The organism is uncultured Capnocytophaga sp., from assembly GCF_963525585.1.
GTDB lineage: Bacteria > Bacteroidota > Bacteroidia > Flavobacteriales > Flavobacteriaceae > Capnocytophaga.
Map to the genome: position 1 here is coordinate 1 of NZ_CAURLX010000048.1, position 14,135 is coordinate 14,135.

Consider the following 14,135-nt stretch of genomic DNA (forward strand, 5'->3'; position numbering starts at 1 on the left):
TGTGGACACTTTTTTCTTTTCGTACATTTACATAACCATCTTTGTCATTGATTACAGCAAAGGCTCCTCCTTCTATAACTTGAGCAAAGACAACATTATTTATGAGAAAAAATAATAATATTAGGTGTTTCATCTTGATCTAAATAGAGCTTATATAAAAGAGACAAAGGTAGTAATAAAATAGTAAAAAACAAAAATAAAAAATATTTTTGATAAAAGTTGTTTTTAAGGTCAAAATGTATTAATTTTGCAACCAAGAAGAAGAGTTATTTTTTTAGCTTAATTTAAGGATGGAAGAATGGATTAAGAAGATAGAAGGATTGCTCCCTCAAGTCCAAGAATATATACATTCTTTAGAGATTGAAAACAGAGCATATGCTGAAAAAATAAAGGATTTGAATTATAAACTTCAGCAAACAGAACAAGAAAGAGAGGTTTATAAGAGAAAATATGAAGCTATAAAAATAACTCAAGCTCTTTTAGGCAGTGATGAAAAAAGAACGGAAATCAAACTCAAAATAAATAGCCTCATTCGTGAAATAGATCAGTGCATTATCCAGCTTTCAGAGTCTCATCATACTAAAACAGTATAAAAATGGGTGAAAAATTACGAATAACCTTAAAAATAGCTGACCGTACCTATCCTTTGAGGATTTCACCTGAGCAAGAGGAGGCTTACCGAAGAGCCGCTGATAAAATCAATGAGCAGATTAGATACTTTGAGCAAAATTTCCCAATAAAAGATCGACAAGATTCTTTGGCTATGTGTGCTATTTCTTTAGCAACTCCTCTTTCTGGGGAAATTTTAGCAGATAAGAATCTAGAAGAAAAAAATATAGAAAGATTAAAAAATATACATCAAATATTAAAAGAAATTAGTAAGGACAAATAAATTACTGCCTGCAAGAATAGTTTTTTTGGTAAACTCAACAGAAAATAATTCAAGAGGGTGAGTCAAACCACCAAAGCGAGCCACTTTATAGAGTGGATACTTGAAGGGTTTGTTAGCTCTAAACGTGCTTTTAGGAGTTTACACATCACACTCTTTCTTCTTGCAGGCTTTTTTATAGATTATTTTTATGGATATAACAACTTTAATAGTAGGAACAATTATTGGATTATTTATTGGCAGTACTATCGCTTGGTACTCATTGAAATCAAAAAACAAAAAGTATGCTTCTAAAATTGTTAGAGATGCTGAAGATCAATCTCAAAATATTTTAAAACAAGCTAAAGTAGAAGCAGAAAACATCAAAAAAGAAAAAATATATCAAGCAAAAGAAAAATTCTTAGAACTAAAAGCTGAACACGAAAAATTAATTATCTCCAAAGAAAAGAAAATTTCTGAAACTGAGAAACGAATCAAAGACAAGGAATCCCAGATATCTAATGAACTAGCTCAGAATAAAAAACTTAATGAAGAGCTCTCTCAGAAAAGTCAAGAATGTGACCATCGATTAGCCTTAATTGATAAGAAGCAGGAAGAAATTGAAAAGTTACACAAAAGTCAAGTAAAACAATTAGAAGTAATCTCAGGACTTACAGCTGAAGAAGCCAAAACACAACTAGTAGATTCTCTTAGAAATGAAGCCAAAACAGATGCTATGGCTTACATACAGACTACTATTGAAGAAGCAAAACTAACAGCTCGCCAGGAAGCTAAAAAAATTATTATCAATACAATACAACGTATTGGAACTGAAGAAGCTATTGATAATTGCGTTTCTGTATTTAACCTCGAATCTGATGATGTAAAAGGACGAATTATCGGGCGTGAAGGGCGTAATATTCGTGCCCTAGAAGCTGCAACAGGAGTAGAAATTATTGTAGATGATACACCTGAGGCTATTATCCTCTCTTGCTTTGATTCTGTTCGTAGGGAAATTGCTCGCCTTTCATTACACAAGCTCGTTACTGACGGACGTATTCATCCTGCTCGTATAGAAGAAGTTGTTGAGAAGACAACCAAGCAAGTAGAAGAAGAAATTGCTGAAATAGGAAAAAGGACTATTATAGACTTAGGAATTCACGGGCTACATCCTGAACTTATTAAGGCTGTAGGTAGAATGAAGTACCGTTCTTCTTACGGGCAAAACCTCTTACAGCACTCCCGTGAAGTTTCTCGCTTATGTGGATTGATGGCTGCTGAGCTAGGCTTAAATGTTAAATTAGCTAAAAGAGCTGGACTCCTTCACGATATAGGAAAAGTCCCTGAAACAGACACAGAAACCCCTCACGCTCTCTTGGGTATGGAATGGGCTCAGAAATATGGAGAAAAACCAGAGGTATGTAATGCCATAGGAGCTCATCACGATGAAATAGAAATGACCTCTCTCCTCTCTCCTATTGTACAGGTGTGTGATGCAATCTCTGGAGCAAGACCTGGAGCTCGTAGGCAAGTTCTGGACTCCTATATACAACGATTGAAAGAATTAGAAGATACAGCCTTTACATTCCAGGGAGTAAAAAAAGCTTATGCTATACAAGCTGGAAGAGAACTCAGAGTTATTGTGGAAAGTGAAAAAGTATCTGATGATAAAGCAGCTGAACTGTCCTTTAATCTGTCTCAGAAAATACAAACTGATATGACCTATCCAGGACAGGTAAAAGTAACTGTTATCCGTGAAACAAGAGCAATAAATATTGCTAAATAAATACATATCCTAATCCCTTATAAAGAGCTAAAGAATATTCTTTGGCTCTCTTTACTTTAACTAAAATAATATTGTGAAATACGGCTATATTCTACTATTATTTACTTTTTTTTCTTGTTCTGAAGTGGTTTCTCCTCCTAAGAAATTAATCTCAGAAAAAGAAATGGAAAATGTTTTCTATGATTTAGCAATACTAAATGCAACTAAGAATGTATCTCCTCTATTTTATGATGAACATAAGATAGATGTCCCCACTATTATCTATAAGAAATATGGTGTTGATAGCTTAGAACTCGTTCAGAATCTCTCTTTCTATGCCTCAAATCCTCAAAAGTGCAAAGAAATACTCTCTCGGGTAAATGTACGTCTGGAAAAGGAAGATAGTATCCTAAAAAAACAAGCTCCTCCCATTCCCTCAGAAGAGAAACTTCCTCCTATTGATACTGAACCTTTGGATAATGATATCATAGACTCCTTAAATACAGATGCTTTATGAAATGGATTCCTATTATCACAAATGAAAATGATTGGATTTTTATTTCTTTTATCGCTATATTAGGTATTATTGCTTTCATAAAGACCTATCATTCTTTTCGTTTTAAAGAATTTCTGAACCTACTTACTAATAATAAATATATTATTATTTTCAATAAAAAAGAAAGAAGCAATACTCTTTTCACAACTCTTTTATTAATCGTACAATGGGTTGCTATGAGTATATGTATTTGGCTGATTTTTAGTTTTTTTAATATAAATATCTCTATTTATAATATCCATTCAGAATATATTATTTTCATAGGTATTGGTCTGTTTATTTTATTAAAACTCGCTATTCAATTTTTTATAAGTTATTCACTTAATATAAATAATTTTCTACGTTCCTATCTCTTTATACGTTTAAGTTATTCTAATTACGCATCTTTTATTCTTTTACTTTTTCTATTCCTTATTATCTATGGAATGAAAAGTAATATCTATTTAGTCTGTTTATCATTATTAATTTTTGTATTTATACATATTCTTGGAATAATTTCATTCGTGAAATTATATAAAAATGAAATAAGAAGCTATTGGTATTATTTTATTTTGTATCTTTGCACCTTTGAAATAACACCTTATATTTTTATCAATTATTGGATAACACATCAATATTAGAAATCTTATGAAAGTGAAAACAATCTTGGTTTCTCAACCAGAACAGTCTGAAAATTCGCCTTATCATCAAATTATAGAAAAATACAAAGTAAAAATAGACTTCCGTCCCTTTACAGAAGTACAAGGGGTAACAGGAAAGGATTTGAGAGCTCAAAAGATTGAATTACAACAACATACAGCTATCATTCTCACTAGTAGGAATGCAGTAGATCATTTCTTTCGAGTAGCAGAAGAAATGCGCTTTAAGGTTCCTGATACTATGCGTTATTTCTGCCTTTCTGAGGCTGTAGCCTTTTATTTACAAAAATATATAACCTACAGAAAAAGAAAAATTTATGTAGGTAAAAAAGACTTTGCTGACCTAATTCCCTTTTTGAAGAAACACAAAGAAGAAAAGTTTCTATTCCCTACTTCCGAAGTGCTAAGTCCTACTATAGAAAAAGCTCTTAACGACTTAAAAATTGATTGGAAGCGAGGTATTCTTTTCAAGACTGCTCACGCTGATATAACTGACTTAAAAGATGTTAAGTATGATATTATAGCTTTTTTTAGCCCTGCAGGAGTAGAATCTCTTTTCAAGAATTTTTCAGACTTCAAGCAAGGAGCTACCCGAGTTGCTGTTTTTGGAACATCTACACTTAAGTCCGCTCAAGAAGCAGGATTAAGAATAGATATTCAAGCTCCCTTACCTGAGACCCCTTCTATGACAATGGCTTTGGAGAAATATCTAGAAAAAACAAATAAACGATAAATGAGTAAAAAGGATAGTTCAGGGAATTTGTAATAGCTTCCCTACTATTCTTTTTATTCTATTAAAAAGGAAAAAAAGCATCTTCTATATGTTCTAAATGGTATTCTGTACTATTTTTTACAATAGATATGATATCAAAACGAATTTCCTTATCTATTTCTTTGACCTTAATATATTGATTAATTGCCTTAGCTAAGAGTTTTATTTTCTGAGGATTTACAAAAGAGTAAGGTTCCCCATAATAAGCTGATTTTCTTGATTTTACTTCTACAACAACTAGAAGATTATTATACTCAGCGATGATATCTATCTCTGCGTTCTGCCAATAGAAATTTCTCTCTAATATGTTATATCCCAAATCCTCCAAATAATGTACAGCTGCTTCTTCAGACTCTCGACCAAAATCATTATGTTCTGCCATATTTTTACGTTATAATTATATATGTTTTCAGATATTTATTTTATGAAAAAAGCCCTAGAAGAGGCTGAAAAAGCCTTTGAAGAAGGGGAAATTCCTGTTGGAGCTATCATTACTATAAATAATATGATTATAGCTAAAACACACAATCTTACCGAGAAACTAAATGATGTTACCGCCCACGCAGAGATACAAGCCATTACTGCTGCCAGTGAATTCTTAGGAGGCAAATATTTGAAGAATTGTACTCTGTATATTACCCTTGAACCTTGTGTGATGTGCGCTGGAGCTCTCTACTGGAGCCAAATAGGAAAAATAGTCTGTTCTGCAAGAGATGAAAAACGAGGTTATCACCTATATGGAAACCTTTTACATCCAAAAACAGAAATTGTCTATGGTATTTTAGAAAAAGAAAGTAGCGAGTTACTCAAAAATTTCTTCTTACAAAAGAGATTTCCTTAATTTTCTTTCTCTGCTTGGGTATAAGCATTGATAATTTCCTTAACTAAAGGATGGCGTACAACATCTTTATCATCCAGCCAAAGTGTCCCTATTCCTTTTATTCCCTTTATAATATGAATAGCTTCTACTAAGCCACTTGACACTTTCTTAGGAAGGTCTATCTGTCCAGGGTCACCTGTAATAATGAACTTTGCATTCCTTCCCATACGAGTAAGGAACATTTTCATTTGTACATAAGTAGTATTCTGAGCCTCATCTAGAATAACAAAAGCATTATCCAGCGTACGCCCTCTCATAAAAGCCAAAGGAGCTATCTGGATTATTCCATTTTCTATAAAGGAATTCAGCTTATCAAAAGGAATCATATCCAGTAGCGCATCATAGAGAGGTTGCATATAAGGATCTAGTTTTTCTTTTAAATCACCTGGAAGAAAACCTAAATTTTCACCTGCTTCTACTGCGGGACGAGTAAGAATAATACGTTTTACTTGCTTCTCTTTAAGAGCTCTCACTGCTAGGGCTACACTTGTATAAGTTTTTCCTGTACCTGCAGGACCTATTGCAAAGACCATATCATTTCTTTCTATAAGGTCTAATAACTTTTGCTGATTAGGCGTTTGAGCACGGATAAGTTTTCCCTTTATACCATAAAGAATAAAATCCTTATCCAAGAGGGTTGATGGAAGCAAATGAGGACTGTCTGAAGTAAGAATCCTTTCTATTGAGTTTCTATCTAGATGATTATATTTTTCAAAATGTAAAACTAACTGCCCCAAACGTCGCTCAAACTCATCCAAAAGTTCTTCCTCTCCAAATATGTGAATCTCACGACCTCTAGCAACTATTTTTATCTTAGGAAAATAAGTCTTCAATAGTTCTATTGTCCCATTTTGCTCTCCAAAAAAAGCCTGAGGATTTACCTCTAAAAGAATAGTTCTTTGATTCAAATCTTATTTTTTGTCAAAAGTACGTATTTTTTTTGAATTAGTGAAGTTTTATAAAAAATAATTTTTCATATCCATCTCAATATTAAGATGTGTTTTCAAATTCATTCATTGTCAATAGAAAAAAAAGTTTTAACTTTGCTCCTTGATTTATTACAATAAATAATCTAATGAAAGATTCTAGAAAAGACAAAAATAACACTCCTAACACACAGATATACTTGCTTAAAAAACAGAAAAGGAAGCGGTTAGTTTTGTTTTTTTCCTTCTTGCTTTTAATAGGAATTTCTATTTATACCATCTATTCTTCGGAAGCACTCAGCTCATTACGCAATAGCTTAGCAGAGAATAATTACCTATTCTATTGGATGATCTTAGCAGGATGTGGTGCTGAGATTATAGCGGGTTCTATGGGGATGGGTTATGGGGTTATTTGTGCCACGATACTTCTTATGATGAATGTAGATCCTCGTGCCATTAGTGGGAGTATTCACGCTTCTGAGACAGTTACAGCTGCAGCGGGAAGTATCAGCCATTTCAAGCTCAAAAATATGGATAAAGGACTGATTAAGAAATTACTTATACCAGCTATTATAGGAACAATTATTGGCGCCTTATTACTTCTGTACCTAGGGAATGAAGGAAATGGATTAGCAAAACTCACAAAGCCTTTTATTGCTGTTTATACGATTGTTTTGGGCATCAAAATTCTACGTAATGGATTCAAAGGAAAGGTTGAAAATAAAGAGGTAAAAACAGTCCCTCTTGGGCTTTTTGCTGGTTTTGTTGATGCTTTTACAGGTGGTGGATGGGGACCTTTGGTTACTAGTTCTTTCATCAAAAATGGTCATACTCCTCGATATATAATTGGAGTTTCTACTTTTACCAATTTTGCTATTACTGTGGTCAGTACTGTCATTTTCTTTACTGTTCCTGAAGCAATTAACTGGCATATTGCTTCAGGGCTTATTATTGGAGGAGTTATCACCGCCCCTTTATCTGCGTTGGTTACCTCTAGGCTTCATCCTAGAAAAATTTTCTTTATCATTGGCGCTCTTATTATCATTATGGGATTGACAACTATTTACAAATCAATTTTCTAAAAATAAAATATAACTTTTATGGATATTACAAAACTAAAAAATGGGATTTATGCACAAATCCATACTTCAAAGGGTGATATTCTCTTAGAACTAACCTATGAGAAAACTCCTGCTACAGTAGCTAACTTTGTAGCTCTAGCCGAAGGGCAAATGAAAAATACAGCGAAACCAATAGGAGTTCCATTCTATGATGGATTAAAATTTCATCGGGTAATCTCTAATTTTATGATTCAAGGAGGATGTCCTCTAGGAACAGGGACAGGAACCCCTGGATATAGGTTTGATGATGAATTTCACCCAGAACTAAAGCACAATCGAGCTGGAATTCTTTCTATGGCAAATGCTGGAGCGAATACCAATGGTAGCCAATTTTTTATTACTCACGGACCTACTCCTCATCTGGACAATAAGCATACTGTTTTCGGTTATGTAATAGAAGGACAAGATGTAGTAGATAGAATTGCTCAAAATGACCTTATTGAATCTATCAAGATTATACGTGTAGGAGATGATGCTCAAAAATGGAACGCTTTACAAGTTTTTGAAAAATTCAATGGCGAGAAAGAGCTTCGTATAGCACAGGAAAAGAAAAAACAAGAAGAGGCTTTAGCTGAAGTTACCCAAGGATTTGAGAAGACTCCTTCCGGACTTTTTTATAAGATTACAGAAAAAGGAAGTGGTAAAAAAGCAAAAAAAGGAGATAATGTAGCTGTACATTACACAGGAATGCTCCTTAATAAAAGTGTATTTGATTCTTCTTTGTATAGAGGAAAGCCTCTAAACTTTACTGTAGGAATTGGACAAGTTATTGAAGGGTGGGATGAAGGAATTCTTCTTCTATCAGAAGGAGATAAAGCAACCTTTGTAATCCCCTCAGATCTTGCTTATGGTTCTCAAGGTGCTGGTGGAGTGATTCCTCCTAATGCTCCATTAATTTTTGAAGTAGAACTTGTAAGAGTTTTATAGTGAAATATTTATCACTTTCCTACTTTAAAAGGAAATAAAATGCTGTAAGCTTTTAGCTTACAGCATTTTAACAATTATTTGATATTATTTTACTTCTTCAAAAATAATAATTACTGAAAATCAATTATTTATAATTTTATGGTACAAATTTGATTGTAATTCACTCACCTAACTTAGTAACACATTCTTGGATAGTTTCTACTTCTCTCTAAGTTTATAGTTTGTCTTTTAATTGTTTGCCCAAGATGGTTAGTCGATATTTTTGTAACCTACTATTAGGTTTGTCAGGAATAGTCATTTCAATAAATCCTTGTTCCAATGCAGGTTTTAAATATTTTGCTCGAAAGTGTTCCCTGTGAGAAAGTCCTAACATATCTTGTATTTCTTGTCTATCCATCTCTTCGGATAGTATTTTAATCAAATCTTTGACTTGCTCGGTGACTTGCTCGGTGACTTGCTCGGTGACTTGCTCGGTCATTTGCTCGGTCATTTGCTCGGAGACAGGAAATATCATTCGTAAAAAATTCTCTGTAAACTTGAAACATTCTTTTCCATAGCTTCTTAGAATACGAGGGACGCCAGACCCCAAATGTTCTACTAAATCCAAATCTCTAAATACACGCATCAGCTCTTTATTGCGTGGTACCGAATAGCCTTCAAAAAACTCTTTTTCTGTCATACCTTGTGGCAAACTACCAAATGAGGTAATCTCAATCCTATCATCAAAGAATTCAAATTTGGGTGGTATTTCAGAGGTATAATCATTATGAACAATGGCATTAATTACAGCTTCACGCAAGGCAACGGGATTCCATAATTTGGTTTCCTTTCGTTCTTTGGGTGTGATTTTTGCCAATGTTTTATTTTCGACTCCTATCTTATCCAATACCTGCTTGGTTGCTTTTATCAATGAACAATACCCATACTCGTTGTTTTCGATCAAGTCAACACGATCTAAACCATCGTATTTTGCAACTTTCACAGATATTCCATTAGTATCAGCTAATAAATATGCTACATAACTGTATTGTCCTTCTTCAGTAAGAAGTTCCAAATTGGATGGGAACTGCTGATTTAGCATCTTTCCTGAGCTTTCATAATATATTTTGAGTTGCTCAAAAGTAAGATTTTGGTTTGGAGACTTGATTTTGCCAATTGAGTTACGAGTACGTTTGGCAAACAGAGATTCTATCATTTTTATGGGCATTGGCTCTGCAGCCGTTCCAATACGAATAAATGTACCTTTTTCCGACATCCCAAGTTTCTTGATATAGTAAGGTTTTTCAGTACCACTTGCCAATGTGATTTTAATTACATTTTTTGAATCTATAGTTTCTGCTGATACATCAAATAGCCCCATACAAGAAGGCATAATATTATTTTTTAGTCGGTCTTTGATTTTAAGCATATCCCCATCAATGTCAGAGACACCCACAGCCTTTCCTTTCTTGTCAATTCCAATATAAATTATCCCTCCTTCTTGATAATTCAGAAAAGCGACTACCTCTTTCTCCAAATCATCTATAAGTTCTTGTTTGTATTCTATGCGATTGGTTTCTGGATTCATATATGAAGCTGTTTAAACTTTTTCCTGTAATAAAGTAAAAGTTTCTAAAAAATTAGTATTTTGTATTTAAAAAAGAATACCAAAATTCAGGAACTTTAGGCAAAGATACAATAAATAATTCATTTATTGGTTGAATATATAATTTTTTTGGAAAATAATATAGTACTTCATCTAGTAATAAATGATAATTTAGCGGAGTTAAGCCTAAACAATAAAAAGACCCTTTTTAGGGTCTTTTTATTTATTCTACTGATACTTGTCCATTCATTAACATAGGTAAAAGCCAATCTCTGAGGGATTGAAGATGATGGATTTGTTGGAGATTTATCAAGATCTTTTGATTCAAATCATTGACATATTCTCCATATTTTTTAATTTTGTTTTCATTTGGGATAGTGATATTTAATTCCTCAATATCTTTTGGATAAATATGGGGTTGTGCTGAACCTTTCGCCTGTTGATAAATATAATCTTGTAATATTTTTAAAAACTGATAAATATACAAAGTTTCTGTCAAATTATTACCTCTTACGGTAGTGCAATCACAAGCAAATATAGGTTCTCTCCAAAAATTAATAAACCCAGCATTAGCCCCAGAAGCACTTATAGTTATTGTATTTTCAAGAAAATTACTTTTATCATGGTAATATGAAAAATCTAAACCTGCTGAAACTACCTTAATATTTCCATATGTATTTGTTTGTTTTTCTGTAATCAAAGTTCCCTTTTTAATAAAAGCATATTTTTTTAACTTTTTTACTTCCCACCCTTTTGGAATTTCTCTCTTCAAAATACCATTATAAACCATTTTTCCACCACTAGTTTTGTATGGTTTCCCATTTTCATCTGGAAAATCAAACTGCAAAAACCAATAATCATAAATAGTTTTAGCTAATTCCGCTAAATTATCATTTAGCAAACGATTGAACCATAACTTATTTGTGATATTAATAACAAAGTTTCCGATATTATCTTGCTCCTGTGGAGAGAATGTCTGTAATTCATATCTCATTATCTGTTCTTTATCACCTCGAGGCATTTTACTCCCTTTTGCACCTTTCATCGCATAGTCAAAAAATCTATCTTGCAACAATATAGCATAGAGGAAAGAACTTTTATAGCCTTCTTTTGCCCTGAAAACAAGAACATCAGAAGAACACCCTCCTTCTTTATTGGCAAGCCAGATTTTCTTCAGATAGGGGCGTATATTTGCTACTAACACATCACCTTCTCGATAATGTGTTAGTGAACATACTACAGGAGGGAGGTTTTTAGCGATAGTTTTTCCCTCCTTGTTAGGCAAAAGGGAATCTGTAGTAACATAATCCATCAAAGAAATACTACTACTACTAATTTTATCTTCTACATATACAGTAATTTCAGATAACTTCATCTTTTCTTTTTTGAGGCAAAGATACAGCTCTAAAAGCAAAAACACAAAGAAATCAAAGATAAAAAGACCACTAATTAACCTATATACTTTCGATGAGCCATTTTTACATTGATTTGATTGACCATTGCATAATGCATTGTTGTATCTATTTTGGTGTGTCCTAGTAGTTTTTGTACTTGTTCTATAGGCATCCCTTTATCAATAGCCATTGTAGCAAGAGTCCGCCTAAATTTATGTGGATGAACTTTATTGATATTACATTTCTTGCCTAAATTTCGTAATATGCTCTCTATACTATTGATAGTTAGTCGTTTATTAGGTTTAGAAAAAGAAACAAATAAAGCTTCTTCAGTGTCTTTTCTACTATTAATATATTCTAGGAGATGAATTTTTGTTCGAGCATCAAAATAAACTTCTCGTTGTTTATTTCCTTTTCCTATAACAATACAAGAACGCTCTTGGAAATCAATGTCTTTTGTATTTATTTTCACTAATTCTCCTACTCGCATTCCTGTGGAAGAAAGAATTTCTACAATAGCTAAATTCCTTATATTATTAGTGTTATCCCTTAGTTTTTCAATTTCTTCATCGGTTAGAATTTCTTTTATGGTTTGGGCTGTTTTTACTTTATGAATTCTTCGTACAGGGGATTTTAATATATAATCTTCATCTTCTAGCCACGAGAAAAAACTGGAAAAGATTCTTCTAATATTATCAATAGTTACTTTGCTTGAACCATTTTTTTCTTGATAATCAGAAAGGTAAATCCTTAAATCATTTGTAGAAATATCACTAATATTCTTATTTAGTTTATTAAAAAGTGCTTCAATAGTTGAAAAATAATATTTTAATGATTTTTCTGAGCAGCCTTCTATTTTCTTTGCAGAAAGAAAAGAATGAAGCAAATTTATAGGACTTTCGTTCGGCATTTTTTCTGTTAAGAGGTCTATAGTAAGATTTTTAATATTTTGTTCTAAAACAGTCTCTAACAATTCCATTTGCTGAAAATTTAGGCTATTACTCATCTGATTAAGGATTTTTTGTTTAAAAAGTTCTTTCATTCTTTAATAAAATTTAATCTGCAAATAAACAACTTTTTGCTAAATGATAATTTAGCGGAATTAGCTAAAACTATTTATGATTATTGGTTTTTGCAGTTTGATTTTCCAGATGAAAATGGGAAACCATACAAAACTAGTGGTGGAAAAATGGTTTATAATGGTATTTTGAAGAGAGAAATTCCAGAGGGATGGAAAGTGAAGAAGATTGGGGAAATTATAGAACCTTTAGAGTCAGGAAAAAGACCCAAAGGAGGTATTGATAAAACATTAAAAGAAGGCATTCCAAGTTTAGGGGCGGAATGTATTGATGAACTAGGAATCTTTAATTTTTCATCAACAAGATACATTCCTTATTCTTTTCAAAATAAAATAATATCAGGAGTTATTAAAAACAATGATATACTTATATACAAAGATGGTGCATATGTAGGAAAAACAACTATTTTTAAAGATAATTTTCCTTTTGATTATGCTACAATAAATGAACATATTTTTTTAATAAGGGCAAAAAATGTTCTTTTTCAAAATTTTTTACTATTTACTTTAAAACAAAAAAATTATTTTGATATTATGCAATCTCTTGGACAAAAAGCAGCTCAGCCAGGATTAAATCAAGAGGATTTGAAGAGTATAAAAATTTTAGTTCCTAATCAAAAAAATATAACACAATTTTATATATATTCAGAAAAATTATTGATGAGTATTTTTAAAAATGCAAACCAATTCAAAGAACTCGAATCCCTCAGAGATTGGCTTTTACCTATGTTAATGAATGGACAAGTATCAGTAGAATAAATAAAAAGACCCTAAAAAGGGTCTTTTTATTGTTTAGGCTTAACTCCGCTAAATTATCATTTATTTGATGCAGAAGCTGAATTTTTTTATTTATATCATTGTAGATTTTATCTATTTTTTTTAATAACTTTTCATTAGGTATAGGAACAGGTAGATTATATAAGTCTTTTTGATACAAAGCTATTACAGTAGTTGTTCCTTTTTTACAAGTTTCTAAAATTTGCTTCCCAAACTTTGTATTAAAATATGCACTCATAAAAGTTCCTGTTATATAATTTTTATGCTTTATCCTAACGAGCATGTGATTAAATACAATATCACGAAGAACGTTATATATAGCACAAGTTTTTCCTACTAGTTCTCTTGAATTTCTTACATTTATAAAAAAATCCCCCTCTCTTATTTTATATCTCAAAATTTCATCCCGTGAAGCTTCTGTTTTAGGCAACCCTTTGAATGAATAATCTCCATTTTCATTGATAAAATTCATCTTAAAGTATTCTATACTATAATCATCATTTAATTCAGAATTTGAACGAATAAGTCCTTGTTGATAGTCTTGAATTATATCTCCCCATTTATACCATTTCCAGTTTTCATCAAGAGTATATGGTATTTCATTTTTAGGTAATGTTGATTTTATGTTTGTATAATCATTCATTTTCAATTAGTTATAAAAATATTTGTTTTTCCTTCAAAATTACGAATAAAAAGCAAAACTACAAAAAATAATGTAATTAGCTCATACAAAGAGGATTAATTTTTTGACAGGAAGATAAGAGAAGACAGGGTCTTAGATGTTTTAGATAGTTTTTTTCAAAATTAGGTTTCTAAATCGTTACCTACTATACTGAAAAATATTTTTC

16 protein-coding genes are annotated in these 14,135 nt (G+C 31.9%); 10 read left to right on the plus strand and 6 right to left on the minus strand.

Features of this window, described 5'->3' with window-relative positions; all coding sequences use genetic code 11:
• The first annotated feature begins 290 nt into the window (after nucleotides 1–290).
• From RYK20_RS09520 to RYK20_RS09545, 6 genes are all read left to right on the plus strand, one after another.
• Complete coding sequence (locus RYK20_RS09520) at nucleotides 291–593, plus strand: hypothetical protein (protein WP_297977789.1); 303 nt, start codon at nucleotides 291–293, stop codon at nucleotides 591–593.
• A 2-nt stretch (nucleotides 594–595) separates the two neighbouring features.
• A complete protein-coding gene (locus RYK20_RS09525; RefSeq protein WP_297977788.1) occupies nucleotides 596–892 on the plus strand; it encodes a cell division protein ZapA in 297 nt (98 codons plus the stop codon).
• A gap of 187 nt (nucleotides 893–1,079) precedes the next feature.
• Nucleotides 1,080–2,654, plus strand: a complete 1,575-nt coding sequence (gene rny / locus RYK20_RS09530) for a ribonuclease Y (RefSeq protein WP_311455983.1) — start codon at nucleotides 1,080–1,082, stop codon at nucleotides 2,652–2,654.
• 73 nt (nucleotides 2,655–2,727) lie between these two features.
• Nucleotides 2,728–3,150, plus strand: a complete 423-nt coding sequence (locus RYK20_RS09535) for a DUF4296 domain-containing protein (RefSeq protein ID WP_314895244.1) — start codon at nucleotides 2,728–2,730, stop codon at nucleotides 3,148–3,150.
• Nucleotides 3,147–3,809, plus strand: a complete 663-nt coding sequence (locus RYK20_RS09540) for a DUF4271 domain-containing protein (protein ID WP_311455987.1) — start codon at nucleotides 3,147–3,149, stop codon at nucleotides 3,807–3,809. The genes RYK20_RS09535 and RYK20_RS09540 overlap by 4 nt, the downstream gene beginning before the upstream one ends.
• Nucleotides 3,810–3,816: 7 nt before the next feature.
• Nucleotides 3,817–4,560, plus strand: coding sequence for a uroporphyrinogen-III synthase (locus tag RYK20_RS09545; protein WP_314895245.1), 744 nt, complete (start codon nucleotides 3,817–3,819; stop codon nucleotides 4,558–4,560).
• A gap of 61 nt (nucleotides 4,561–4,621) precedes the next feature.
• Here RYK20_RS09545 and RYK20_RS09550 read toward each other — a convergent pair whose 3' ends face one another.
• Nucleotides 4,622–4,981, minus strand: coding sequence for a YraN family protein (locus RYK20_RS09550; RefSeq protein ID WP_297980690.1), 360 nt, complete (start codon nucleotides 4,979–4,981; stop codon nucleotides 4,622–4,624).
• A gap of 21 nt (nucleotides 4,982–5,002) precedes the next feature.
• Here RYK20_RS09550 and RYK20_RS09555 point away from each other — a divergent pair, with 21 nt between their 5' ends.
• On the plus strand, nucleotides 5,003–5,440 hold the full coding sequence (locus RYK20_RS09555; protein WP_366125004.1) for a nucleoside deaminase: 438 nt from the start codon (nucleotides 5,003–5,005) through the stop codon (nucleotides 5,438–5,440).
• Here the strand turns inward: RYK20_RS09555 and RYK20_RS09560 are convergent.
• Complete coding sequence (locus RYK20_RS09560; RefSeq protein ID WP_297980685.1) at nucleotides 5,437–6,387, minus strand: PhoH family protein; 951 nt, start codon at nucleotides 6,385–6,387, stop codon at nucleotides 5,437–5,439. The two genes, RYK20_RS09555 and RYK20_RS09560, sit on opposite strands and share 4 nt — an antisense overlap.
• A gap of 167 nt (nucleotides 6,388–6,554) precedes the next feature.
• Between RYK20_RS09560 and RYK20_RS09565 the strand changes: the two genes are divergently transcribed.
• Together RYK20_RS09565 and RYK20_RS09570 are read left to right on the plus strand one after the other, a co-directional pair.
• Nucleotides 6,555–7,487, plus strand: coding sequence for a sulfite exporter TauE/SafE family protein (locus RYK20_RS09565; RefSeq protein ID WP_297980682.1), 933 nt, complete (start codon nucleotides 6,555–6,557; stop codon nucleotides 7,485–7,487).
• 18 nt (nucleotides 7,488–7,505) lie between these two features.
• Entirely contained in the window at nucleotides 7,506–8,453 is a 948-nt protein-coding gene (locus tag RYK20_RS09570; protein WP_297980680.1) for a peptidylprolyl isomerase, read from the plus strand.
• Nucleotides 8,454–8,667: 214 nt separating this feature from the next.
• Here RYK20_RS09570 and RYK20_RS09575 read toward each other — a convergent pair whose 3' ends face one another.
• The 3 genes from RYK20_RS09575 to xerA all read right to left on the minus strand — a co-directional run bounded on the left by RYK20_RS09575 (nucleotide 8,668) and on the right by xerA (nucleotide 12,474).
• Complete coding sequence (locus tag RYK20_RS09575) at nucleotides 8,668–10,020, minus strand: Fic family protein (RefSeq protein WP_314895246.1); 1,353 nt, start codon at nucleotides 10,018–10,020, stop codon at nucleotides 8,668–8,670.
• A gap of 241 nt (nucleotides 10,021–10,261) precedes the next feature.
• Nucleotides 10,262–11,413: a restriction endonuclease subunit S gene (locus RYK20_RS09580; RefSeq protein WP_314895248.1), complete on the minus strand. Its 1,152-nt coding sequence runs from the start codon at nucleotides 11,411–11,413 to the stop codon at nucleotides 10,262–10,264.
• 74 nt (nucleotides 11,414–11,487) lie between these two features.
• A complete protein-coding gene (gene xerA / locus RYK20_RS09585) occupies nucleotides 11,488–12,474 on the minus strand; it encodes a site-specific tyrosine recombinase/integron integrase (protein WP_314895249.1) in 987 nt (328 codons plus the stop codon).
• A gap of 36 nt (nucleotides 12,475–12,510) precedes the next feature.
• Between xerA and RYK20_RS09590 the strand changes: the two genes are divergently transcribed.
• A complete protein-coding gene (locus RYK20_RS09590; protein WP_314895250.1) occupies nucleotides 12,511–13,269 on the plus strand; it encodes a restriction endonuclease subunit S in 759 nt (252 codons plus the stop codon).
• Here the strand turns inward: RYK20_RS09590 and RYK20_RS09595 are convergent.
• Entirely contained in the window at nucleotides 13,235–13,930 is a 696-nt protein-coding gene (locus RYK20_RS09595) for a restriction endonuclease subunit S (RefSeq protein ID WP_314895251.1), read from the minus strand. The two genes, RYK20_RS09590 and RYK20_RS09595, sit on opposite strands and share 35 nt — an antisense overlap.
• Between the last annotated feature and the right edge of the window lie 205 nt (nucleotides 13,931–14,135).

What these genes read in the sequence shown, in the direction of transcription:
- RYK20_RS09580 (WP_314895248.1), bottom strand. Translation starts at nt 11,413, where the DNA reads ATGAAGTTATCTGAAATTACTGTATATGTAGAAGATAAAATTAGTAGT.
- RYK20_RS09570 (WP_297980680.1), top strand. Translation starts at nt 7,506, where the DNA reads ATGGATATTACAAAACTAAAAAATGGGATTTATGCACAAATCCATACT.
- RYK20_RS09525 (WP_297977788.1), top strand. Translation starts at nt 596, where the DNA reads ATGGGTGAAAAATTACGAATAACCTTAAAAATAGCTGACCGTACCTAT.
- rny (WP_311455983.1), top strand. Translation starts at nt 1,080, where the DNA reads ATGGATATAACAACTTTAATAGTAGGAACAATTATTGGATTATTTATT.
- RYK20_RS09520 (WP_297977789.1), top strand. Translation starts at nt 291, where the DNA reads ATGGAAGAATGGATTAAGAAGATAGAAGGATTGCTCCCTCAAGTCCAA.
- RYK20_RS09550 (WP_297980690.1), bottom strand. Translation starts at nt 4,981, where the DNA reads ATGGCAGAACATAATGATTTTGGTCGAGAGTCTGAAGAAGCAGCTGTA.
- RYK20_RS09545 (WP_314895245.1), top strand. Translation starts at nt 3,817, where the DNA reads ATGAAAGTGAAAACAATCTTGGTTTCTCAACCAGAACAGTCTGAAAAT.
- xerA (WP_314895249.1), bottom strand. Translation starts at nt 12,474, where the DNA reads ATGAAAGAACTTTTTAAACAAAAAATCCTTAATCAGATGAGTAATAGC.
- RYK20_RS09575 (WP_314895246.1), bottom strand. Translation starts at nt 10,020, where the DNA reads ATGAATCCAGAAACCAATCGCATAGAATACAAACAAGAACTTATAGAT.
- RYK20_RS09565 (WP_297980682.1), top strand. Translation starts at nt 6,555, where the DNA reads ATGAAAGATTCTAGAAAAGACAAAAATAACACTCCTAACACACAGATA.
- RYK20_RS09595 (WP_314895251.1), bottom strand. Translation starts at nt 13,930, where the DNA reads ATGAATGATTATACAAACATAAAATCAACATTACCTAAAAATGAAATA.
- RYK20_RS09540 (WP_311455987.1), top strand. Translation starts at nt 3,147, where the DNA reads ATGAAATGGATTCCTATTATCACAAATGAAAATGATTGGATTTTTATT.
- RYK20_RS09555 (WP_366125004.1), top strand. Translation starts at nt 5,003, where the DNA reads ATGTTTTCAGATATTTATTTTATGAAAAAAGCCCTAGAAGAGGCTGAA.